Source organism: Seonamhaeicola sp., from assembly GCF_028281565.1.
Classification (GTDB): domain Bacteria; phylum Bacteroidota; class Bacteroidia; order Flavobacteriales; family Flavobacteriaceae; genus Seonamhaeicola.
On sequence record NZ_JANQJQ010000008.1, the window covers coordinates 40,898 to 64,253 of the forward strand.

Consider the following 23,356-nt stretch of genomic DNA (forward strand, 5'->3'; position numbering starts at 1 on the left):
TCATTGAAAATTATGGATATTTGCACAAACTAAAACACTTCTTATTTATGGCCCACAAAAAGCAAACTTTAGGCGAGTTTATTATTGAAAATCAGGCATCTTTTAAGTATTCTTCAGGAGAATTATCAAGCCTTCTTAATTCCATCAGACTGGCAGCAAAAGTTGTAAACCATGAAGTGAACAAAGCAGGATTGGTGGATATTATCGGTGCGGTTGGTGACACCAATGTACAAGGTGAAGATCAGCAAAAACTGGATGTCTATGCTAATGAAAAATTCATTCAAACGCTTACTAAAAGAAATATAGTTTGTGGGATTGCCAGTGAAGAAGAAGACGATTTCATAACTATTAACAGCCAGGATGAAAATCACCAAAATAAATATGTTGTATTGATAGACCCTTTGGACGGGTCGTCAAATATTGATGTGAATGTTTCGGTAGGAACCATTTTTTCAATATACCGAAGAGTAACACCTATAGGAACCCCGGTTCAACTTAAAGATTTTTTGCAAAAAGGCAGTGAACAAGTAGCCGCTGGTTATGTGGTTTATGGGACATCTACCATGCTGGTTTATACAACCGGACATGGCGTGAACGGATTTACTTTAAATCCGGCTATAGGGTCTTTTTATCTGTCACATCCTGACATGGAGTTTCCCGAAGACGGTAACATCTATTCCGTAAACGAAGGCAACTATATTCACTTTCCGCAAGGGATAAAAGATTATATTAAATATTGTCAGCTGGAAGAGGAAGACCGGCCGTATACGTCCAGGTATATTGGTTCTTTGGTGTCTGATTTCCATAGAAATATGATAAAAGGCGGGATTTATTTGTACCCTCAAAGTTCTAAGAATCCTAATGGTAAATTGCGTTTACTATATGAATGTAATCCTATGGCATTTTTAGCAGAACAGGCCAATGGGAAATCAAGTGATGGATTTATAAGAACTTTGGATGTTGAACCCACCGAATTGCACCAGCGCGTGCCTTTTATTTGCGGGAGCAAAAATATGGTTGAAAAGGCTGAAGAGTTTATGAGGAATGCTCAATAGAGAAGATTAAATAATAAAAATGCGAACCTTTTGGTTCGCATTTTTTTATACATAAAAGTCTATTCTTTCTATAATGCCACTAAATCGCCGGCTTCATTCTTTGTAGGCAGATCTGATTTACCCATTAAGTAAATATCAACCTGACGGGCGGCTTCCCTACCTTCGGAAATGGCCCAAACAATTAGGGATTGTCCGCGGCGCATATCACCGGCAGTGAAGATATTCGGAATATTGGTTTGGTATTTTCCGTACTCCGCTTTGTAATTAGAACGGGCATCTCTTTCAATACCTAATTTGTCAGCTAAGGTGCTTTCCGGTCCGGTAAACCCAAGAGCCAATAAAGCCAAATCACAAGGCCATGTTTTTTCGGTACCTTCAATTTCTATTAATTGCGGGCGTTCACCCGGAACCATTTTCCATTCTACATTAACCGTTTTTAAAGCCGTCAGTTTTCCGCTTTTATCGGTAATAAACTCCTTTGTATTGATTAACCAGTTTCTGTCACAACCTTCTTTATGAGAAGAAGAGGTCTTTAACTGCAATGGCCAGAAGGGCCATGGTGTGGTAGGCGAACGATGCCCCGGAGGTTTAGGCATGATCTCAAAATTGGTAACTGACTTTGCACCATGTCGGTTTGAGGTTCCAATACAGTCAGATCCTGTATCACCACCGCCAATAACAATCACATCCTTCCCGGTAGCCATAACCTGGTCTTTTACCTCTTTACCAAACAACACTTTAGTTTGTTGGGTTAAGAAATCCATAGCCTGTACTACGCCCTCGGCATCAATCCCCGGAGTTGGTAAGCTACGTCTTTCGGTAGCACCACCACATAACACTACAGCATCAAATGCTTTTAACTGCTCAACATCGTAATTTACGCCAACATTTACGTTGGTTTTAAACGTGATACCTTCAGCTTCTAAAATGGCTAATCTTCGATCGATGATTTCCTTTTCCATTTTAAAGTTAGGGATACCATAACGTAACAGACCACCGATCTCATCATCTCTTTCAAAGACAGTAACGGTATGTCCGGCTCTGTTTAATTGTTGAGCTGCAGCCAAACCTGCAGGCCCGGAACCTACAACCGCAATGGTTTTGTCAGTTCTTACCTTTGGAGGTTGTGGTTTTATCCAACCTTCTTGAAAAGCACGCTCCACAATGTTTTTCTCTATATTCTCAATAGAAACAGGGTCTTCAATAATACCTAAAACACACGATTGTTCACAAGGCGCAGGACATAAGCGTCCTGTAAATTCCGGAAAGTTATTGGTAGAGTGTAATATCCACGATGCTTTTTGCCATTCCCCCTGGTGTACCATATGGTTGAAATCCGGAATTAAGTTCCCTAACGGGCAACCACTATGACAAAACGGGATGCCACAATCCATACAACGAGATCCCTGTTTTGTGATTTCTTCCTCAGATAAAGGAACCGTAAACTCTTTATAGTGCTTCAAGCGGTCTTCAACCGGTTTGTAAGCTTCATCCTGTCTGTCAAATTCTTTAAATCCTGTTACTTTTCCCATGACATTATGCTATTGTTAATTCTTCTACCATTGGTTCTTCGTTAGCAATTCTTTCCAATGCTATTTTATATTCTTTAGGCATTACCTTCACGAATTTTGGGAGGTAGTTGTTCCAGTCGGCCAAAATTTCTTTACCTCTGTTACTATTTGTATAGGCTACATGGTTGGCAATCAACCCTTTTAATTCTGCTTCATCAGCTTCGTCGATCGGATCGAAATCAATAGTTTCTTCGTTACATAAACCATTAGTGAATTGTCCTGATTCATTCAAAACAAAAGCATAGCCACCACTCATACCGGCTGCAAAATTTCTTCCGGTTTTTCCTAAAACCACAATTTTACCACCCGTCATATATTCACAACAATGGTCTCCCACACCTTCAACTACTGCTGTAGCTCCTGAGTTACGTACTGCAAAACGTTCACCGGCTATACCGTTTATGTAAGCTTCACCATGAACGGCACCAAATAAACATACATTACCAACAATGATGTTATCTTCTGCAACAAAATCGGCTTTAGCAGGTTTCTTCACAATTAATTTAGCACCGGATAAACCTTTACCGAGGTAATCATTGGTATTTCCTTCCAAAGTGAAGGTTAACCCATATGCTCCAAAAGCTCCAAAACTTTGTCCGGCAGACCCGGTAAAATTAATATTTAAGGTATCTTCAGGTAAGCCTAAATGTCCGTAGATCTTAGAAATCTCATTACTTACAATGGCACCAACAGTTCTGTCAACATTACTGATTGGATAGGCCAGATTCATCTTTTCTTTTCTGTATAAAGCTCTGTGTGAGTCTTTGAGAATTGTGAAATCCAGCACCTCATCTAAATTGTGATCCTGCGCTTCCGTATTTCTAATAGTAAGCTGATGGTATTCAGCGGGTCTGTGTAAAATATTAGATAGATCAAGACCTTTGGCCTTATAATGCTTTATAGCTTTATTGGCATTGATTTTCTGAGTTTGACCAATCATTTCGGCAACCGTTCTAAACCCTAACTGGGCCATAATACCTCTTAATTCCTCTGCCACATAGTAGAAGAAATTAATAACGTGTTCCGGTGTTCCTTTAAAGTTTTTACGTAACTCTTTGTCTTGTGTGGCAACTCCTACCGGACAAGTATTCAGATGACATTTACGCATCATGATACAACCCGAAGCTACTAACGGTGCTGTTGCAAATCCGAATTCCTCGGCACCTAATAAAGCCGCTACAGCCACATCACGACCGGTTTTTAACTGGCCGTCACATTCAACAACTATTCTACTTCTTAAGTCATTTAATACCAGTGTTTGTTGCGCTTCCGATAAACCAAGCTCCCATGGTAATCCGGCATGTTTTAATGAGGTTAACGGCGAGGCTCCGGTACCACCGTCAAATCCGGAAATCAATACTACGTCTGCTTTCGCTTTAGCAACACCGGCAGCAATAGTACCAACACCAACTTCTGATACTAATTTTACGTTGATTCTGGCATCGCGATTCGCATTTTTAAGATCGAAGATCAATTGTGCCAAATCCTCAATAGAATATATATCGTGATGAGGTGGCGGCGAGATCAAACCAACAAACGGTGTGGAGTTTCTGGCATCTGCAATCCATGGCAATACCTTTTCACCCGGTAATTGTCCACCTTCTCCCGGTTTAGCACCCTGGGCCATTTTAATTTGTATCTCCTGAGAGTTGGTCAGGTAATGCGATGTTACTCCAAAACGTCCTGAAGCCACCTGCTTAATAGCCGAGTTTCTGCTGTCACCATTCACATCTTTTTGGAAACGACGTCTGTCTTCTCCACCTTCACCGGAATTGGATTTACCTCCAATACGGTTCATGGCAATGGCAAGATTTTCGTGTGCTTCCCGTGAGATAGACCCGTAAGACATGGCACCTGTTTTAAAACGCTTTACAATTTCTGTCCAGGGCTCTACTTCTTCAATAGGAATGGGGTCCAAGTTATCAAACTCAAACAACCCGCGGATGGTCATTAAATTTTCAGATTGTTCGTTGATGGTTTTTGCATAAACATCGTAGCTTTTCTGATCACTTAACCGAACGGCTTGTTGCAACTTGGCAACCGTGGTTGGGTTAAACATATGGCGTTCGCCATTACGTCTCCAACGGTAATCACCACCAATGTTCAGACCTAAACGGTTTTTAATTTGTTTATCGGGATAAGCGTATTTATAACGCTCGTTAATTTCCTTTTCAATTTCGTATAATCCGATACCTTCAATTCTGGAAGCGGTATACGGGAAGTATTTTTCAACAAATTGTGAGTTGAAACCAACAATCTCGAAAATTTGAGAACCTCTATACGAGTGCAATGTTGAGATCCCAATCTTGTTCATAATTTTTAAAATTCCTTTTCCAATTGCCCTATTAAAGTTGGTTACTGCTTGTTGCTCATCCATACCTGTAATGAACCCTTCCTTCACCTGCATTCTGATTATTTCATTCACCATATATGGATTAATTGCTGAAGCACCATAACCAAATAAGGTTGCGAAATGATGCGGTTCACGAGGCTCAGCAGATTCGATGATAATATCGAAATAAGAACGCTTACGCAAACGGTTCAATTGATGGTTTACATAGGAACAAGCTAAAAGCGCCGGAATAGGAGCAAAATCTTTATTGACCCCTCTATCGGATAAAATGATGATATTCGTTTTTCTGTCTAAAGCCTTTTCAACCTGTCTTACTATATCTTCTAAAGCATCTTCCAAACCATTTAACCCTTGTGCTTTTGGATAAAGCATATGGATGGTTTCGGCCTTAAAACTTTCTATTTGAATGGTTCTGATCTTTTCAAGATCCGCATTAGAGATCACAGGGTTTTGAATACGTAGTTTTCTGCATTGTCTTTCTGTGATACTGAAAATATTGCGGTCTTTACCAAGATTCAAACTAATGTCAGTTACAATTTCCTCACGGATACCATCTAATGGTGGATTGGTTACCTGAGCGAATAATTGTTTGAAATAATTTGAAATTAATTGTGGTCTGTCAGACAACACAGCCAAAGGCGTATCTATACCCATGGAACCAAGAGCTTCTTTCCCTTTTTGAGCCATTGGTGTGATAACCTCCTGGATATCTTCAATAGTATAGTTGAATAAACGCTGACGTGTTTTAATATCGATGGTCTCTATAGGACAAGTCTCGTTGGTATAAGGAACATCTCTAAGGTGCAGTCTTGTTTTATCTAACCAGGCTTTATAGGGTCTTTCGGAAACTATTTTGTTCTTAATTTCTTCATCACCTACAATACGCCCTTCATTCATGTCTACCAGGAACATTTTTCCAGGTTCCAATCTACCGTGCATTTCAATATCTTCCGGATCAATATCAACCACACCTACTTCAGAAGACATAATTAATTTACCACTTTTAGTTAAAGTGTATCGGGATGGTCTTAAACCGTTTCTGTCTAATAAAGCACCAATATAATCACCATCTGTAAACGGTATAGAGGCAGGGCCATCCCAGGGCTCCATAATACAGCAGTTGTATTCATAGAATGCTTTCTTCTCCGCGCTCATGGTTTTATGCTTTTCCCAGGCTTCAGGGATCATCATCATCATGATCTCAGGTAAAGAACGGTCTGTATGTGTTAATAATTCAACCACCATATCCATAGAGGCAGAATCGGATTTTCCGGGAAGAACAATCGGAAACAATTTTTCAATTTGCGGACCAAAGACATCACTTTTCATAATCTCTTCACGTACGCGCATTCTACTCACGTTACCACGTAGCGTATTGATCTCCCCATTCTGACACATAAAGCGGAACGGTTGTGCCAATTCCCATGCCGGCATGGTGTTTGTAGAGAAACGCTGGTGTACCAAAGCTAACCTGGTAACCAGATCTTTCTGTTGTAAATCGGTATAATACGGCCCAATATCTTCGGGCATAATAATACCTTTATATATCAAGGTAGTTGTAGATAAACTAGGCACATAAAAATAGTCACATTGTGATATTTTAGATAGCCTGATTTCATGTTCTGCTATTTTTCTGGCCGCATACAGCTTTGCTTTAAAATCAGCTTCGCTTATATCATCTGTTTTGCCAATAAATAATTGCTCTATATTAGGCTCTGAGGCCTTGGCAATGTCTCCCAATTGCGAAGAGTCTACAGGCACTTCTCTCCATCCTAAAATGGTAAGTCCCTGAGCCTTTACTTCGCGCTCAAAAGTGTCTTTACAATATTGGTATTGGTTTGCAACTTTTGGTAAGAAAACCATACCAACAGCATAGGCTCTTGGAGCAGGTAATTCAAAATCACAAACACGTTTAAAATAATCGTGAGGGATATCAATTAATAAACCAGCACCATCACCTGTTTTTCCATCGGCACTTACACCACCCCGGTGTTCTAACTTTACCAGAATCTCTAATGCATCGTGGATGATTTGATTTGTCTTTTCCCCTTTAAGGTTACAAATAAAACCGGCACCACAGTTAGCGTGTTCAAATTCCGGTGAATACATTCCTTGTTTCTTCAGCATAATCAACTAATTATATTGGTTTAAAACGTGACTAAGTAAGCGAAGATAGGTATAGATTTTAAATTAATAATAATGGGCAAATCATTATTTCGATTTTAGAAACGAAGTGCAGCTAAAAATAATTATATATCAATATTCCCCGGGTTTTTTAATAAATATTCAATCACTAAAATTTAATGATAAATGCAGATATCTGAATTTATAATAACAAAAGTTGAAATTATTAAAAATAATAACATGAAAAAACTGAAAAACCTGACAATAATTCAAATAATTTCATTGTTGAAAAATCAAAAAATCAAAAAAATAACAGAATACCTATAAAAAAACAGGGTAAAAATTAAAATATCTATAAAAATGAATCAATGACCCCCTTTTTTTATGGGGGTTAAAACTTTTTAACATAGTTTTGGCTCATTCTTAAGGAAAATTAACTAATAAAAATTAATCTTAAAAATTGAAAACAATCATGAAAAAATTATTTACTCTTACAATGCTTTTTGTAGCAACTGCATTATTTGCACAAGAAGAGGAATCTAAAAAATTGACTATTAGTGGTTCTGTAGATGCTTATTTCCAAACATACTTTACTGCACCGGATAATGAAGGTGTGTCTTTTGGAACTGCTTTTGCCGACCAAACAGGTTTTGCTTTAGGTATGGCTAACATTATTGCCAGCTATGAAGGTGAAAAAGTAGGTGCTGTTATTGATTTAGTAACTGGACCAAGAGGTGCAGGCGCTACCTTTAACACTGATATTGTTGATGGTATCGTAAATCAGGCATACGTTTACTGGAATGTCTCTGAGGGTACTACTTTAACACTTGGTAGATGGAATACTTTTTTAGGTTATGAAGTTATTGCTCCGGCAGCAAACTTTAACTATAGCTGTTCTTATTTATTTTCTAACGGTCCTTTTTCTCATGTTGGATTGAAAGCAGATTTCACTTTATCTGATGATGTTAGCTTAATGTTAGCAATTACCAACCCTTGGGATACCAACAACGTTTCTATGACCGGTGAATATGGTTTAGGAGCTCAGTTAGGTTTTTACGGTCAATACCTGAACTTATACTACGATAGTGGTAACAATGGAGGTTTAGGTTTTGAAATTGACTATACAGGTGGTTTTGATCTATCTGACTCTTTCTTCTTAGGAATCAATGCTGCATACAATGATAATGATGGTGCTGGTTTCTATGGTGCTGCACTTTATCCTCAAGTAGCTGCTTCTGATAGCTTTTCTTTAGGTTTAAGAGGTGAGTACTTTGGATTACATGGTGATGGAGATGATTTACCAAATGTTTTTGCTGCTACACTTACAGGAAGCTTCACTGTTGATAACTTAATTATCAAGCCAGAAGTTAGATTAGACTCCTGGAGTAACAGCATGCCCTATATAGACAATGATGGTGCTGCAGCAGATAATTTAGCAGCCTTTACTTTAGCCGCAATCTACGCATTTTAAATAAATAAAGAAATTCAAAAGCATTGCCTAAGCAATGCTTTTGGTTTAATGTCTAACCAATAAAATATATTTCAATTATGAAAAAAGTTGAAGCAATTATTAGAAAATCCAAATACAGTGTTGTGAAGGAAGCGCTTCACGCTGTTGGAGTAAACTTCTTCTCTTACTGGGATGTTACCGGTTTAGGGAATGAAAAAGAAGGCCATGTGTACAGAGGTGTATCATATAGTACGAGTGACATTCAGCGTAGATATTTATCAATCGTTGTAAATGATGATTTTGAAGAGGTAACAATTAAAGCGATTCTTGATTCTGCTGCTACAGGCGAAGTGGGTGATGGAAAAATCTTTGTTTCTGATATTTCAGAATGTTACAGAATAAGAACAGGAGAAAAGGGTGGAGACACTTTAAAATAATAACACTTAAAAAATTATTTAATTATGGAAGGATTATTTACAGCAAATAACGTATGGATGATGGTCTGTACTGCACTCGTTTTCTTCATGCACACTGGTTTTGCATTCTTAGAAATTGGGTTGACAAGACAAAAGAATACAATCAATATTTTATTTAAGAATATCTTTATTATTACAGTTGGTCTTTTATTATATTATATTTTAGGATTTAACTTGATGTACCCAGGGTTCGGTGAAGGATCTTCAGGGTTTTTTGAATTCGCCGGGTTTGGAATTGCACCTCCTGAAGGAGGAATGACACCGGAATATGCCGATGGTGGCTATACCTGGTGGACCGATTTCTTATTCCAGGGCATGTTTGCCGCTACTGCTGCCACTATTGTATCAGGAGCTGTTGCTGAGCGAATTAAAATTGGACCATTCATGATATTTGTAGTTTTATATGTAGGTATTATTTACCCATTGGCCGGATCATGGAAATGGGGTGGCGGATTCCTGGATATGAGAGAAACTCCATTTTATGATTTTGCCGGTTCTACATTAGTACACTCCGTAGGTGGTTGGGCTGCCTTAGTAGCTGTTTGGTTACTTGGAGCCAGAATTGGTAAGTTTAAAGAAGGTAAGCCTCAGGCTATACCAGGTCATAACATACCAATGGCTACTGCCGGCGTTTTAATCCTATGGTTAGGATGGTTCGGATTTAACGGTGGTTCTGTATTATCTGCTGACCCATCTTTAACATCTTTAACTTTAGTTACTACTTGTTTGGCTGCGGCTGCTGGTGGTGTTATTGCTGCTTTGGTATCATTTATAAAGTTCAAGAACTTAGATTTAACCATGTTCTTAAATGGTATTTTAGGAGGTTTAGTTGGTATTACTGCCGGAGCGGACCAAATGAGCCCGGAAGATGCTGTTCTTATAGGTGCTATTGCAGGAGTTATTATAGTATTTGCTGTTAGCTTTATTGATAGATTAAGATTAGATGACCCTGTAGGTGCCATTGCTGTTCACTTAGCATGTGGTATCTGGGGAACTTTAGCAGTAGGAATCTTTGGTGAATTAGCTGGAATGGATCAGTTCATTAGTCAGTTAGTAGGTGTGGCTTCTTATGCTGCCATATGTATTGCTTCTTCGTTCTTAATTCTATTCGTATTGAAGAAAACAGTTGGAATTAGAGTTTCTGAAAAAGAAGAATTGGAAGGACTTGACGGTCATGAGCATGGTATGAGTGCTTATGCTGATTTCCGTATGAATGAGCACTAATATTAATATTAGTTTATAGTTAGTAAAAAAGGTGTCTTAACATATTAAGACACCTTTTTTTTGATCTTCTTAATACTTTTAATTAATCCCTAACCTAGAAGTATTAAAAACCCCCGGGCATTTGCCCGGGGGTTATTGTTTACTCAATAATTGAGGTTTAAATGCTATCGAATGCCTACTACACCTTCAGCAGCTTTAAATAGTTTTTTTGAATTATAACCAATACCGTTTTTAAATACAATTGCAATGGTTCTAATGGCAGAAATATCCTGACTAATATCCTTATTTAAAATAATTAAGTCAGCTGTTTTATCAGGGGCTAATGTTCCTATGGAATCATCCTGCTCTAAATATATGGCTCCATTTAGGGTGCAAATTTTCACAGCTTCGGGAATTGTGAAACCCATTTCAACAAATAGTTCCACTAATCTCATATTAGCATAACCTGCAACGATTCTTCCGTCATAAGTTGGGTCGGTGCCGGCAACTAAAAGGCCTCCGGCATCATAAAAAGCTTTTTCCCAAACTTTGGATTTATTGAACATGACATAATCCAAAGAATCTTTTCCTTGTTTACTGGCCCATCGGTTATAAACTTTTTCTTTAGCCTGAGTATATAGAGCATCTAAACCACCTCCGGGAACGACCTCACGACCGGTATAAGGTTCAAATACATTGATGGTGGATGTCAATGCCACGTTCTTTTTAACCAAATAACTAATAAGGTCTTTCATGGCTTTTGAATCAACCGGCAGTTCCAGCAACGACTTTCTCATATCGAAAGGCTGGCATTCGTTTTCCGTTTTATCCTTTATAAAATCACTGCTTGTAAAAAAACCATGTTCCAGATTATCGATGCCTATATCGGCAGCTTCCTTATAAGTAATGGAACATAGATGCCCGGTGACTTTTAAGCCTCGGGCATGGGCTGCATCACAAATGGCTTTCAGGTCGTCTTTAGTTATGAAATTGTAAACTTTAAAAGAGGTTATGCCCATGTTGGCATAAAAGTTTACAGCATTGGAGGCTTGTTCACTGGATGAAAAGGTGCCTAATTCAAGTAAACCTGTGCCTTCTCTATCTAAAAACGGACTGGTAACATCCATTTTCGGGCCCGGAAGCATACCTTTCGTTATGGCTTTTTTAAGATTAACATCGGCCTGAGGCATGATACTGCCGGCGGTTCGCATGGTAGTAACGCCACCGGCTAAATACAGTTTAGGAAATGAATAACTCATTTGGTTTACACCAAACCTTTTATCCGGAGTAGCTTTTGGGTAAAACAAATGTTCATGAAGCATCACCAGACCAGGAGTGGCACTTTTGCCTTCCATATTTATTACGGTTGCGCCTTCGGGGATGGCTAGATCAGTACCGATGGATTTGATGGTTTCGCCTTCAATAATAATATCCTGATTGGTTTTGGGCGGATTTCCGGTACCATCAACAATGGTCAGGTTTTGAAGGACGTAAAGCCCGCGTTCGTGAGATACATAAGACTTTGTTTCCTGAGAAAGGTTGGTCTGTGAAGTTAATGTTCCAATGCCCAGAAAAAATGTAATAAGAGGTAATATTTTCATAATAAACTACAAAGCGCAATTAATTCCCATAAAAGATAAGAATAATTGCGCAATGTAATCTATAGTGGCTTATGCCGAATTTCTACTGGCGTTGATATTACCAAATAAAGAACGGGTCACAATCTTTTCGAAGATCTTGATCTTCTCCTCGTCTTTAACTGCTTCTTTATTAAGTTCCTGTACCCTTTTAAGGGCGTACTGCTGAATGGTCAATAGTGGTAATACAATAGATTCCCTGACCTGAATAGAGGCTTTACTCGCGGGTTCATGTTCCATCAACTCTTCGTAACCCGTTACTTTTAATAATAAACGTTCTGTTTCCAGGTATTCGTTATAAATAATAGTCCAGAATTCACCAAACTCTTCATCTTTTGCCATATACTTGGTTAAATCGAAGAACGATTTGGTTAATGACATCATACTGTTCTCCAATAAGGTCTTAAAGAATTTAGAGTTATTGTAAAGTTGCTGTACTTTATCAAATTCGCCTCTGTCTTCATACTTTTTTATGGCTGTACCAACACCATAGAATCCGGGAACATTTTGTTTTAACTGGCTCCACGATCCTACAAAAGGAATGGCTCTAAGATCCGAGAATACTAATTTATCAGAGTTGCCTCTTTTTGAAGGCCTACTGCCAATATTGGTTTTAGCATAGTACTTTAAAGTACTCATGTGTTCTAAATACGGGATGAACTTCTCATGACTCTTAAAGTCTTTATAGGCTTGATAACTGGTTTCGGCCAGATCATTCATGACCGCTCTGTCTTCATCAGATAAAGCATTATCGCTTTCTCCTATTCTATTAAAAATTCCGGAACTGATCAATTGTTCCAGGTTGAATTGCGATGAATTTTTTGTTCCGAAATTAGAACTGATCGTTTGCCCCTGAATAGTTAACTGTACCTCTTTGTCTTCAACTGTTGGGCCTAAAGACGCATAGAAATTATGTGTTTTTCCACCGCCACGCGCTGGTGGTCCACCTCTGCCATCAAAGAAAATAGCTGTGATATCGTATTTTCTGGACATTTCCGTTAATTGCTCTTTGGCTTTAAAAATACCCCAGTTAGCCATTAAATAACCACCGTCTTTGGTGCCGTCTGAGAAACCAAGCATAATGGTTTGCCTGTTTCCGCGTTTCTCTAAATGCGCTTTGTAGACCGGATTCGTGTACAATTGCTCCATAACGGCAGGCGCATTTTCAAGGTCGGTAATAGTTTCAAAAAGCGGAACAATATCAACCGTTAAATCGTCATCAAAAGCAACCATTTTAAGCATGGCAAACAGTTGCATCACATTTAATGCGGTTTGGTTGTTACTGATAATATATCGGTTAGCGCCTTTTTCGCCATTGAATTCCTGAATTTCTTTAATAACTTCAATAGTTCTTAAAGTGTTTGAAACCATTTCGTCTTCAAAATCTTCAAAGTCTATATGCTCATTGCTAACTTCAGAAAGTATTTTTACCTGTTCGGCCTCAGACAGATCATGATAATTTTTCGGGATCGATTTACTGCCTTTTTCAATTAAATAATCAACAACAGTAGTAAATACAGAGTGGTGTATTCTACTGTCCTGCCTGATATCCAGGGTAGCGAAGTAGTATCCAAATAAATGCACCCGGTTTATCAAGTCGTTAATCTCACTAACATACAGGTTTTGGTGCTCATTTACTATGACTTTTCTAATGCTTAACAGCTCTAATAAAAGCTCTCTGGCAGTAATAGTTTCTTTAGCATCCAGGTTGATACTGTATTTGTAAATAATAGTTTCTAACTTGATGATCCTGTCTTCAACGCCTCTAAAAGTGAGTTTACGTCTTAAATATTTTAGATCGGCATAGTACTTTCTTAAAATGGCCTGCTTTAATTTTCTCGCCACTTTTAAGGTCGTGTTTGGTTTTACAAATGGATTTCCGTCCCGGTCACCACCTGGCCAGAACCCAATATTGATGATGTCGTTATGTTTTTTGCCGTCGTCAAAAATATTCTGCTGAATGTAATTGTATATGTCACTGAACGAATGATAGAACACATTCTCTAAATACCATATTAAGCTCTTTGCTTCAAAGTAAGGCGTTGGCTTTTTACGTTTAAAGAAAGGTGTTTTCCCTAACTGCCCGAACAGGTTATTTATTTCAGACAGGTTGTTTTCTTCTATAGCTTTAGTTAAGTCTGTAATAATACCTAAAACTGAACCGGGATAAAACTGTGTTGGATGTGCCGTTAATACAATACGTACCTTAAACTCTTCAAGATATTGTTTAAGCTCATCCAGTTGGTTATTAGACCTGGCAAACCCCTTTAAATACCTTAAGGTACCAACACCTTCCATATTATTTACCCTGGAGAAAGCAGCATCTTCAATAGCGTCAAATAATACAACTTGCCGTTCAATATATTGAATGAAACGGAACAACAAGTTTATCTGACTTGGCTCAGAACGCCTGGCCTGGTACTTTTTAAAGAAGGTATCCACTATAGTAGTTGGGTCATCTCCGTTTGCAAACCCTTTTACACAAGTTTCATGAAATAACGGAAGTAAAACCCCTGTTTTGGTAACACTGTCAAAAGGCAATGTCATAAATATACTGTTGTATATTTGATATTTAGACAATACGCTTTGGTTAAATCGTTTTAATTTTGGTTCTATAGACATTCTTTGCTCAAATATAAATTGACCGTAAAAATAATAAAGGATTATCAAAGACCCTAGGCGGCTTGAAATTTTACGGATTTCTGTAGTTTAACAAGAAGGAATTATGAAAAATTAAAGAAACAGTGTATATCGTTCAATTTTCATAACCGGTTTTTGCCTCTCCATGTCATTTTTTTTGTTTAAGCGAGGAGGTCGTTTCCCAATCCGCATGATAAATATCATATTGTAGCAAAAGTTCAAAGTATACATTTACGCTTTTTTGGTTTAGCCATTTTATAAAAGCAACTTTTTAAATGAAACATTCACACTCTTTTCATATACCGGTCATGGGTATCGGGTTTACGATAGATACGCCGTTTAAAGTGGCGCAATACGGTATAGATTCAGTTATTTCTTTAGTAGATGATATTTTATTGGAGAAGCTAAGAAAGATGTATTGTGAAAAATTTGAGATCCCTTATACCGAAATTACCAATAAAGTAACTGATTTTAGGTCTAAACGGATTACTTCTTATTTGAATCTGATGCACGATTTGGTTGATAAGAAATTTGAATTGCTTAAAAGCTTTTCAATGGATAAAGGGGAAGCTATTAAGGCCTATTTAAATATGCTCCCAAATGGAGAAACCCTGAAAGAGGAATTTACAAGGCTCACTGAAAATGGGCTTAATACCTCTGAAATTAAAAACTGGGTCTTTAAAAATTTAAAAAAGGGTAGTATTGATGTTAATATTATGACTAAGGTTGACAAGGACAATTATTCTAAAAAAGAAAAATTACCTGCAGAATATAATGATGCCCATGCTGCTTTAAGAGGTTTTGCAAAAAGTAAGTTGAATGCTTCGGTTATTCTTTCGGCAGGATTGAATCCCAGGCTGTTCGCTTATATGGCAGAGTTTGATGACTTTTATCCTGACATAAATGGCGGTTTTAATAAAAAGATTATTTTAAAAGTAAGCGATTATAGATCGGCCTTAATACAGGGAAAATTCTTGGCAAAAAAAGGATTATGGGTGTCTGAGTACAGAATTGAGTCCGGGCTTAATTGTGGAGGTCATGCCTTCGCAACAGACGGTTATCTTTTGGGGCCTGTATTGGCAGAATTTAAAGAAAAAAGAGAAACTTTAAGAGATTTAATTCATGAATTGCTAATTCAGGAATTGGAACGAACCGGACGGGTGGTTCCTAAAGAGCCGCTTAACCTAACCATTTCTGCCCAGGGAGGTGTTGGCACCCATCAGGAACATGAATTTTTAATGGATGAGTACTCTTTAGATTCTGTAGGCTGGGGGAGCCCATTTCTACTGGTTCCCGAAGCTACAACAGTAGATAAAGACACCTTAGAAAAACTGGCTAAAGCTAAGGAAGAGGATTTATATTTAAGTGATATTTCACCACTGGGAGTGCCTTTTAATAACCTTAAAAGCAATACCAAAGATGTGGAAAAGGAAAATTACATAATTAAGGGAAGACCTGGCAGTTCCTGCCCTAAAAAATTTGTGGCTCTGAATAAAGAGTTTAGCGAAAAGGGTATTTGCACAGCATCAAGGGAATATCAATATTTAAAACTGAAAGAGTTAAAATCAAAAAACCTGCCATCAGAAGTGTATCAGGTTCAGTTTAAAAAGATAACTGAAAAGTCTTGTACTTGTGTAGGCTTAGGGACTTCTGCACTGTTATCCTATGATTTAGATACCAAAGTTGAAGGGAAAGGCGTTTCTATTTGCCCCGGTCCAAATATGGCATACTATTCTAGGATTATGAGCCTGAAAAATATTACCGATCATATTTATGGAAGAGATAATATGATCTCAGGAAATGACAGGCCCAATATGTTTATCAAAGAACTAAATATTTATATCGATTTTTTGAAAAACAGAATAGACACAATAAAGCATACGTTCAACAAAAAAGAAGAAAGGTATTTACACACATTTGTAAATAATATGCAGGAGGGCATAGCATATTACAAAGGGTTATTTAACCATATGAATAACTTGTTAGAGAACACCAGAACTTCTATTTTAAAAGAATTAGAAAGGAACGAAACCGCTTTAAAACGGATTCAGGACCGTATAAACAGTTTGTCATTAGCCCAATAATGGCAGGAGTCCAACAAATTCATGTTTTAGTTTTGCCAAATTTTTAAGTAATTACTTAACAAAAGTTTAATGAATTTATAAAAAGATTATTGGTTCTTAATTCATTTTCTTTTTTTAAGCGAAACGTAATACAATAAGGATTTTAATTAGGATATTTGTACTTTAAAACTTGGTTCACTTCAACCGGGTTTGTTTATAATTATTTTTAAGTTAGGGAGTTACAATGGATTTAGTAAAAGAGATAAACCGATTAAGGGAAGAGAAGAATGCGGTTATTTTGGCGCACTACTATCAGGAAGGTGCTATACAGGATATAGCCGATTATGTAGGGGATAGTTTGGGTTTATCACAACAAGCCGCTGAAACCGATGCCGATATTATTGTATTTGCCGGCGTACATTTTATGGCAGAAACTGCTAAGATCTTAAATCCGTCAAAGACCGTAGTTTTACCGGATTTAGATGCGGGTTGCTCTTTGGCCGATTCCTGTCCACCAGATGCATTTAAGGCCTTTACAGAACAACACCCCGATCATATTGTGATCACCTATGTGAATTGTTCTGCTGAAATTAAAGCCTTAAGTGATATTGTTTGTACATCATCCAACGCTTTAAAAATTGTAAACTCGGTTCCTGAGGATACACCGATCATATTTGCCCCGGATAAGAATTTAGGACGTTATATAATCCGGGAAACAGGACGGGATATGTTACTTTGGGATGGCAGCTGCGTGGTGCACGAAGCCTTTTCCATGGATAAGCTGATTGAACTTCACAAAAAACATCCGGATTATAAAATTATTGCACATCCGGAATCTGAAACACATATTTTAGATACAGCAACTTATATTGGGTCTACTTCAGGGATGATCAATTACGTAAAAGAGCACCAGGATGAAAAATTCATTGTTGCGACTGAGGCGGGTATTTTACACAAAATGCAATTGGAAATGCCTGATACGGAATTAATTCCTGCACCTGCCGTAGAGGATAATACCTGTGCCTGCAGTGAGTGTCATTTTATGAAGATGAACACCATGCAAAAGTTATATGATTGTTTGTTAAACGAATCACCTAGTATTGATGTCCCCGAACCATTAAGATCACGTGCTTTACTGCCCATTGAGCGTATGCTGGAACTTTCTAAATAAGCCATGTTAGAAGCCAATTACTTAGTTATAGGATCTGGTGTGGCGGGTTTGACGTATTCGGTTAAAATTGCCGAAAGGTTCCCTGACCGTAAGGTCATTATTGTTACTAAGGATAGGGAGGACGAGTCCAATACCAAATATGCCCAGGGCGGTATGGCGGTAGTATTGAATAAAGAAGAAGATTCGTTTAAAAAGCATATTGAGGATACCCTTGTAGCAGGTGATGGTTTGTGTAATGAGGACGTGGTAAAAATGGTGGTGAAAGAAGGCCCGCAACGGCTGAAGGAACTCATAGAATGGGGCGCCAATTTTGATGAAGATGCCGAAGGAAATCTTGATTTGGGTAAAGAAGGCGGTCACTCGGAATATAGAATAGTTCATCACAAAGACCTTACCGGAGCAGAAGTGCAGCGCACCTTAATTAAGCGCGTGAATCAGCTACCAAATATTACCCTATTAGCACATCATTTTGCTATTGATTTGGTAACCAATCACCATATTAAAGGTGGTGATGAAGACGAATTAGTATGTTATGGTGCCTATGTACTTAATGAAAGATCAGGTGATATTTTCACGATAAAAGCAAATACTACACTATTAGCCTCAGGTGGTATTGGTTGCGTATACGGGCATACTACAAATCCGATAATTGCTACAGGCGATGGTGTTGCTATGGCTTATAGGGCAAAGGCCAGAATTAAGGATATGGAATTTGTACAATTCCATCCTACGGCATTATATCAAAGAAAAGGAGAATCGGCTTTTTTAATTTCAGAAGCCGTTAGAGGCTTTGGAGCTTACCTTAGAAACAGAAAGGGTAAACGGTTTATGCCGGATTATGATGATCGGGCAGAATTAGCGTCCAGGGACATTGTATCCCAGAGTATAGATGCAGAGATGAAAAAAGCGGGGGATAGCCATGTCTTTTTAGACTGTACGCATTTGGATATGGAAGGTTTCAAAGCGCACTTCCCAACTATTTATAATAAATGCTTATCGTTTCATATTAACGTTGAAAAAGATTGGATCCCGGTGGTGCCGGCTTCGCATTATCTATGTGGAGGTATTGCGGTAGATGAAAACGGAAAAACCACAGTTGAAAACCTTTTTGCCTGTGGGGAATGTTCAAGAACCGGTTTGCATGGGGCCAACAGGTTGGCTTCAAATTCATTATTGGAAGCTTTAGTGTATGCCCATAACATTTTTAGGTACCTCTCAGAAAATGACTATGAGAAACCTGATGTGGTTATTCCCGAATGGAATGATGAAGGGACTACCATTCCCGAAGAACATATACTTATAAGACATAGTCTTAAAAGCCTTCAGGCTTTAATGCGTAATTATGTGGGGATTGTACGTAGTAATAAACGTTTAAAACGAGCCATAAAACACCTTGATTTAATTTATACCGAAGTTGAAGACCTGTATCGAGAATCTAAAATAACGGCTTCGCTTTGCGAGTTAAGAAATATGATTAATATTGCACACCTTATTATCGGTCAGTCTTTGGAACGAAAGGAGAATAAGGGCGGTTATTTTAATAAGGATAATGTAAAAAAATAAAGAGGCTCAATTGGTTTTGTCAACCTGAACTTGTTTCAGGTTCTCAGAAAATTGAATGGAATAGATTCTGAAACAAGTTCAGAATGACAATAATAAGTATAGAAAAGTAAAGAGGCTCAGTACTGAGCCTCTTTTAGTTTCAATTAAATGGGTTTCGTATGGTTTACAGGGCGTTTAACAGTGATATGATATCGTCCCCATATTTTTCCACTTTCTTTTCTCCAAACCCGTGAACGTTTAATAATTCTGAGAAATCTGAGGGTTTATCTTTGGCGACCGAATAAATATCGGCATTTGATAAAATCATATACGAAGGACGCATTTCTTTTTGAGATTTATCCTTGCGCCATTGCTTTGGACTATCAGCAATTATTAATTCTTCCTGGCTTAGGTCAGATTCGGTTAGTTTGGGTTTTTTTGTTTCGGTTTTATGATTTTCAGGTTTAACTTCCTGATCAGGTGCTGTTTGGTCCTTTTTTAAATAATGAACTATTAGCGACCAATAATTTGTTTTTCCTTCTATTAAGGAGGTAGATGATTTTTTCATGTCAACGTGTTCTAAGAATGCATTCACTTTATTTTGGTCAGATTCCAGGTGCTCTTTTGATAATCTTATATTGAATACTTTGATCTTCATGATATTTATATTTTAGGTTATTTTAATAAGGACTGCCTAAAAACGATAGAAAGATCAATTGATAAGATTCTGATCCCGATAGCTATCGGGACAGAATGACAGTCCTATTGTTTTTAGGCAGCCTTGTTAATTACTTACTAAGCATTAATAATTCATTGCAAAGTACTTCGGTCACATATCGTTTTTCACCTTCTTTGGTTTCATAGCTTCTGTTGGTAAGTTTCCCTTCAATGGCGATTTCTTTGCCTTTGGTAATGTAATTTTCAACTACGTTTACCAGGCCGCCTTTTACAATGACGTTGTGCCAGTAAGCACGTTCTACTTTGTTGCCGTCTTTGTCCTTGTAGCTGTCATCGGTGGCCAGTGAGAATTTGGCCATTTTGTTTCCGTCGGAAAAGTTAATGATTTCAGGATCTTGTCCTAATCTTCCAATCAACTGTACTTTGTTTCTAAGTGCGTTCATAATTTTAAATTTTTAATGTTAAACAGTTAATACTATCGAGTTCTTTGTTACTGAAGCACGTTCAGCATAAACATCGACACTGCAAATATGAAACGCTAACCAAAAAATATTCGGTGATTACTTATTTAAAATCGTTTGTAAATGTTTGTAGTCGTTTGTAAATGATTAAAGAATTTTATTTAATGGGAATTATATACAAGTTTACACTAAATGCTAAAGTTGAAATTCGCACTTAAAATGTGCTTTTTTTAAAATTGGTAAGTACCTTATTTCATGGGTATTTCGCTACTAAATCAGCGAAAAAGAGCATGGGCTTCCTGCCGATTAAATCAAAATAAAGCCTTACATTTCAAATAGCAATTATATTTGTTAATGTTCGCTCTATTGAGTTCAACCCTAACACACAGCCAAAACTGATATAGTGCTATACGTATAATGATAAATATACAATATTAAATTAAATCATATTGTTTATAAGTCAATTGTATCTGAACTTCCATCAGCATTTAATCTTATAATTTTAGATACGGGATCAGTATTGTAATTTAAAAATGCTCCGCCTATTATAATCTTTCCGTCGGATTGTGTTACTACTGATAATGTGGTAGAATCAAAACCCGATCCATTATTAAAAGTATTGTCTATGCTCCCATCAGTTTTTAAACGCACTATCCTATTAACAGGACTTCCATTATAACCCGTATATGCCCCACAAACTATTAATCTATCATCATTTTGAATAGCATTTCTAAAAAAGACAATGTCATTAAAACCACTTCCAACATTAAAAGAATTATCTAATGAGCCGTCGGTATTTAAACGTATAATTCTATTTATTTCCGTCCCGTTATAGTTTGTAAATTTACCGCCAATAATAATTTGACCATCAGATTCAATGTTTATTGTGAAAGGATTGTTTGGGGTGGTTGAAAAACCAGAGCCAGTCACAAAGGTTTTATCAATAGTGCCATCGGTATTTAATCGTATGATTCCATTTACAGTTTCATTGTTGTATTTAGTAAAAGCTCCGACGCATATAATTTTGCCATCAGATTGTAATTGTATATCCATAACGGTACCGTTAAAACCACTTCCAACATTAAAAGAATTATCGATACTTCCATTTTGGTTTAGACGGGCAATTCTGTTGATTCCTGTGTCATTATAATTAGTAAATCCGCCACCTATGATTAATTTAGAATCATTTTGCTCTGCAAATGCTTCAACCGAAGTAAAATCATTGAGCGCCGATCCGTAAACAAATGTATTGTCTATTAAGCCATTAGGGTTTAGCCGAATGATCCCTCTGGCTGGGATTCCCTGATAAGTATTAAATTGACCACCTACCAGTATTTTATCATCTGTTTGAATAAAAAGCGTTCTAATATTTCTATCAAAACCTTCTCCAACTAAGAAGGTTGGATCAATTGTTCCGCCTGTATTAAGACAGGCTATAAAATTTGATGGATTGGAATTGTATTCTGTAAACAAGCCCCCAACTATAATTTTGCCATTGCTTTGTATGGCTAAATCCTGGACATTATTATTAAAACCGGTTCCAATAGTAAATGTTTTGGTTTGTAGTGGCGTGTCTGCGGAACAATTGATTAAAAAATAAACTAAAATTAAAAGAGAGGACAGGGCTTGTTTTTTCATGATAACAATAATAAATATCATCCAAACCCAAAATGAAGATTAGCAAAATAAAAGAAGCGTGGGTTTGTAGCTTACTGAACAGGAGGCACTGGTATACCCATCACACAATAAGACAGCCCACGCCCTTGGCGTGAACGAAAACTTATTACCTTGTGAGATTTTGAAAATTACCAGTTTTCCTGCTCAAGATAATAGCTAACGCTACTATTTTATATTATTTCAATAAATGTAATTTCTAAATAAAAATATGCTTTTGATTAATGTGTAAATATAGGAATTTTACTTCTATTTAACAGACTTCTATTTTGCTTAACCAAGTACTGTATTTTGTAAAAAAATTAACATTAAATCCAAAATTTTACGCTAAATTTGACTATAATTGTTTATATTTATATATATTTGCACCCTTTTTATACTGATTATCAGTATTTTATGATTTTATAAAAAAGTTTATATTTAAAAAATATTATTAAATGTATTTATTATGTTAGTAGTAACCACTGAAATTCAAAAGTTTGGAGATTCTCGTTTCATGGGTTGGTCTCATGACTTCAAAGCCCTCGTTGTTCAAGGCGAGACCGAAGAAGAGGTTAAAAAAGAGCTTTTAATATCATTACGAGCTAAAATAGCTTACGATATGGGGTTGCCTATTTCTAAAATTGAAGCTTCTGAAATTACTCCTGAAATATTAGAGAAATGTTTCAAAAAATCAGAAGAAAGTAATACATTTGAAATACCATTAGTATAAAAATTGAAAAATCATGACAATCCCTCATTTAGGACAACAACAATTTATAGACTTCCTTCTTTCGAACGGATGCGTTGTTGTCTCCAATGAAAACTGGGATGATTTTGATAGAATTATGCTAAGTAAAGATGGAGTATCATTTCCCTTGCAAATGCAAAATGTGTATTATTACTATACAATAAACAAAATATGCGAAGATTTAGGCATTGAGCCACCGGATGACTGTAAAAAAATGCAAGCTCAAATAAAAGAGATTAAAAAAGAGGGTTAATATTAACCCTCTTTTTATTTTTTAAATTATCTCCAATGCCTTGATTTTATGTAAAAGGCTACTATAATTTAGCTTTTGCTAAAATCTTTTCAGCTATGCTTTTCTCTTCAGAAAAGTCAATAGTTGACCTTTTAGCAGTGTTTTCATCAATTGTTTTTTCAAAATTAGATGCTGCCTCTTTAGATAATACAGGTATTGATTTTATAGCTATTGCCATTGATTTTATTATTTTTGTTAAATATTTATTATGCTATTAATAAATGTTCTACGGTGCA

Annotated in this window: 17 protein-coding genes; 9 read left to right on the forward strand and 8 right to left on the reverse strand. The window is 37.0% G+C overall.

Translation table 11 applies throughout. The features are described 5' to 3' along the window. The first annotated feature begins 47 nt into the window (after positions 1-47). Entirely contained in the window at positions 48-1,055 is a 1,008-nt protein-coding gene (fbp, locus tag Q0983_RS03140) for a class 1 fructose-bisphosphatase (RefSeq protein ID WP_299548576.1), read from the forward strand. Between the two features lie 68 nt (positions 1,056-1,123). Here the strand turns inward: fbp and Q0983_RS03145 are convergent, their stop codons facing one another. Beyond that, the gene (locus Q0983_RS03145) at positions 1,124-2,587 is read right to left on the reverse strand and encodes a glutamate synthase subunit beta (RefSeq protein ID WP_299548578.1); all 1,464 of its coding nucleotides are present in this window, start codon (positions 2,585-2,587) and stop codon (positions 1,124-1,126) included. A 4-nt stretch (positions 2,588-2,591) separates the two neighbouring features. Beyond that, on the reverse strand, positions 2,592-7,106 hold the full coding sequence (gene gltB, locus Q0983_RS03150; protein ID WP_299548581.1) for a glutamate synthase large subunit: 4,515 nt from the start codon (positions 7,104-7,106) through the stop codon (positions 2,592-2,594). A 469-nt stretch (positions 7,107-7,575) separates the two neighbouring features. On the opposite strand from gltB, the gene Q0983_RS03155 reads away from it, so the two are divergent. The 3 genes from Q0983_RS03155 to amt all read left to right on the forward strand — a co-directional run bounded on the left by Q0983_RS03155 (position 7,576) and on the right by amt (position 10,253). Continuing rightward, positions 7,576-8,574, forward strand: coding sequence for an outer membrane beta-barrel protein (locus Q0983_RS03155; RefSeq protein ID WP_299548584.1), 999 nt, complete (start codon positions 7,576-7,578; stop codon positions 8,572-8,574). Between the two features lie 77 nt (positions 8,575-8,651). Further along, positions 8,652-8,990 carry a P-II family nitrogen regulator gene (locus Q0983_RS03160; protein ID WP_299548586.1) on the forward strand — a complete coding sequence of 113 codons (339 nt, stop codon included), beginning with the start codon at positions 8,652-8,654 and terminating at the stop codon, positions 8,988-8,990. A gap of 24 nt (positions 8,991-9,014) precedes the next feature. Further along, a complete protein-coding gene (amt, locus tag Q0983_RS03165; protein WP_299548589.1) occupies positions 9,015-10,253 on the forward strand; it encodes an ammonium transporter in 1,239 nt (412 codons plus the stop codon). Between the two features lie 164 nt (positions 10,254-10,417). On the opposite strand, the gene Q0983_RS03170 is transcribed toward amt, so the two are convergent. Both Q0983_RS03170 and Q0983_RS03175 read right to left on the reverse strand, forming a co-directional pair. Then, on the reverse strand, positions 10,418-11,833 hold the full coding sequence (locus Q0983_RS03170; RefSeq protein ID WP_299548592.1) for an amidohydrolase family protein: 1,416 nt from the start codon (positions 11,831-11,833) through the stop codon (positions 10,418-10,420). Between the two features lie 69 nt (positions 11,834-11,902). Then, on the reverse strand, positions 11,903-14,491 hold the full coding sequence (locus Q0983_RS03175) for a phosphoenolpyruvate carboxylase (protein ID WP_299548595.1): 2,589 nt from the start codon (positions 14,489-14,491) through the stop codon (positions 11,903-11,905). A gap of 293 nt (positions 14,492-14,784) precedes the next feature. On the opposite strand from Q0983_RS03175, the gene Q0983_RS03180 reads away from it, so the two are divergent. From Q0983_RS03180 to nadB, 3 genes are all read left to right on the forward strand, one after another. Further along, the gene (locus Q0983_RS03180; RefSeq protein ID WP_299548599.1) at positions 14,785-16,593 is read left to right on the forward strand and encodes a hypothetical protein; all 1,809 of its coding nucleotides are present in this window, start codon (positions 14,785-14,787) and stop codon (positions 16,591-16,593) included. A 223-nt stretch (positions 16,594-16,816) separates the two neighbouring features. Then, positions 16,817-17,743, forward strand: a complete 927-nt coding sequence (gene nadA / locus Q0983_RS03185; RefSeq protein WP_299548602.1) for a quinolinate synthase NadA — start codon at positions 16,817-16,819, stop codon at positions 17,741-17,743. Positions 17,744-17,746: 3 nt separating this feature from the next. Then, positions 17,747-19,306 (forward strand): L-aspartate oxidase, encoded by a 1,560-nt coding sequence (gene nadB / locus Q0983_RS03190; protein ID WP_299548605.1) that lies wholly within the window; start codon positions 17,747-17,749, stop codon positions 19,304-19,306. Between the two features lie 163 nt (positions 19,307-19,469). On the opposite strand, the gene Q0983_RS03195 is transcribed toward nadB, so the two are convergent. From Q0983_RS03195 to Q0983_RS03205, 3 genes are all read right to left on the reverse strand, one after another. Continuing rightward, positions 19,470-19,943 (reverse strand): HRDC domain-containing protein, encoded by a 474-nt coding sequence (locus Q0983_RS03195; RefSeq protein ID WP_299548608.1) that lies wholly within the window; start codon positions 19,941-19,943, stop codon positions 19,470-19,472. 130 nt (positions 19,944-20,073) lie between these two features. Further along, positions 20,074-20,406, reverse strand: a complete 333-nt coding sequence (gene ssb / locus Q0983_RS03200; protein WP_299548610.1) for a single-stranded DNA-binding protein — start codon at positions 20,404-20,406, stop codon at positions 20,074-20,076. A 471-nt stretch (positions 20,407-20,877) separates the two neighbouring features. Beyond that, positions 20,878-22,062 carry a delta-60 repeat domain-containing protein gene (locus Q0983_RS03205; protein ID WP_299548613.1) on the reverse strand — a complete coding sequence of 395 codons (1,185 nt, stop codon included), beginning with the start codon at positions 22,060-22,062 and terminating at the stop codon, positions 20,878-20,880. A 484-nt stretch (positions 22,063-22,546) separates the two neighbouring features. Between Q0983_RS03205 and Q0983_RS03210 the strand changes: the two genes are divergently transcribed. After that, positions 22,547-22,810, forward strand: a complete 264-nt coding sequence (locus Q0983_RS03210) for a hypothetical protein (protein ID WP_299548616.1) — start codon at positions 22,547-22,549, stop codon at positions 22,808-22,810. Positions 22,811-22,823: 13 nt separating this feature from the next. Beyond that, the gene (locus tag Q0983_RS03215; protein ID WP_299548619.1) at positions 22,824-23,081 is read left to right on the forward strand and encodes a hypothetical protein; all 258 of its coding nucleotides are present in this window, start codon (positions 22,824-22,826) and stop codon (positions 23,079-23,081) included. 61 nt (positions 23,082-23,142) lie between these two features. On the opposite strand, the gene Q0983_RS03220 is transcribed toward Q0983_RS03215, so the two are convergent. Further along, a complete protein-coding gene (locus Q0983_RS03220) occupies positions 23,143-23,298 on the reverse strand; it encodes a hypothetical protein (protein ID WP_299548621.1) in 156 nt (51 codons plus the stop codon). Positions 23,299-23,356: the final 58 nt, after the last annotated feature.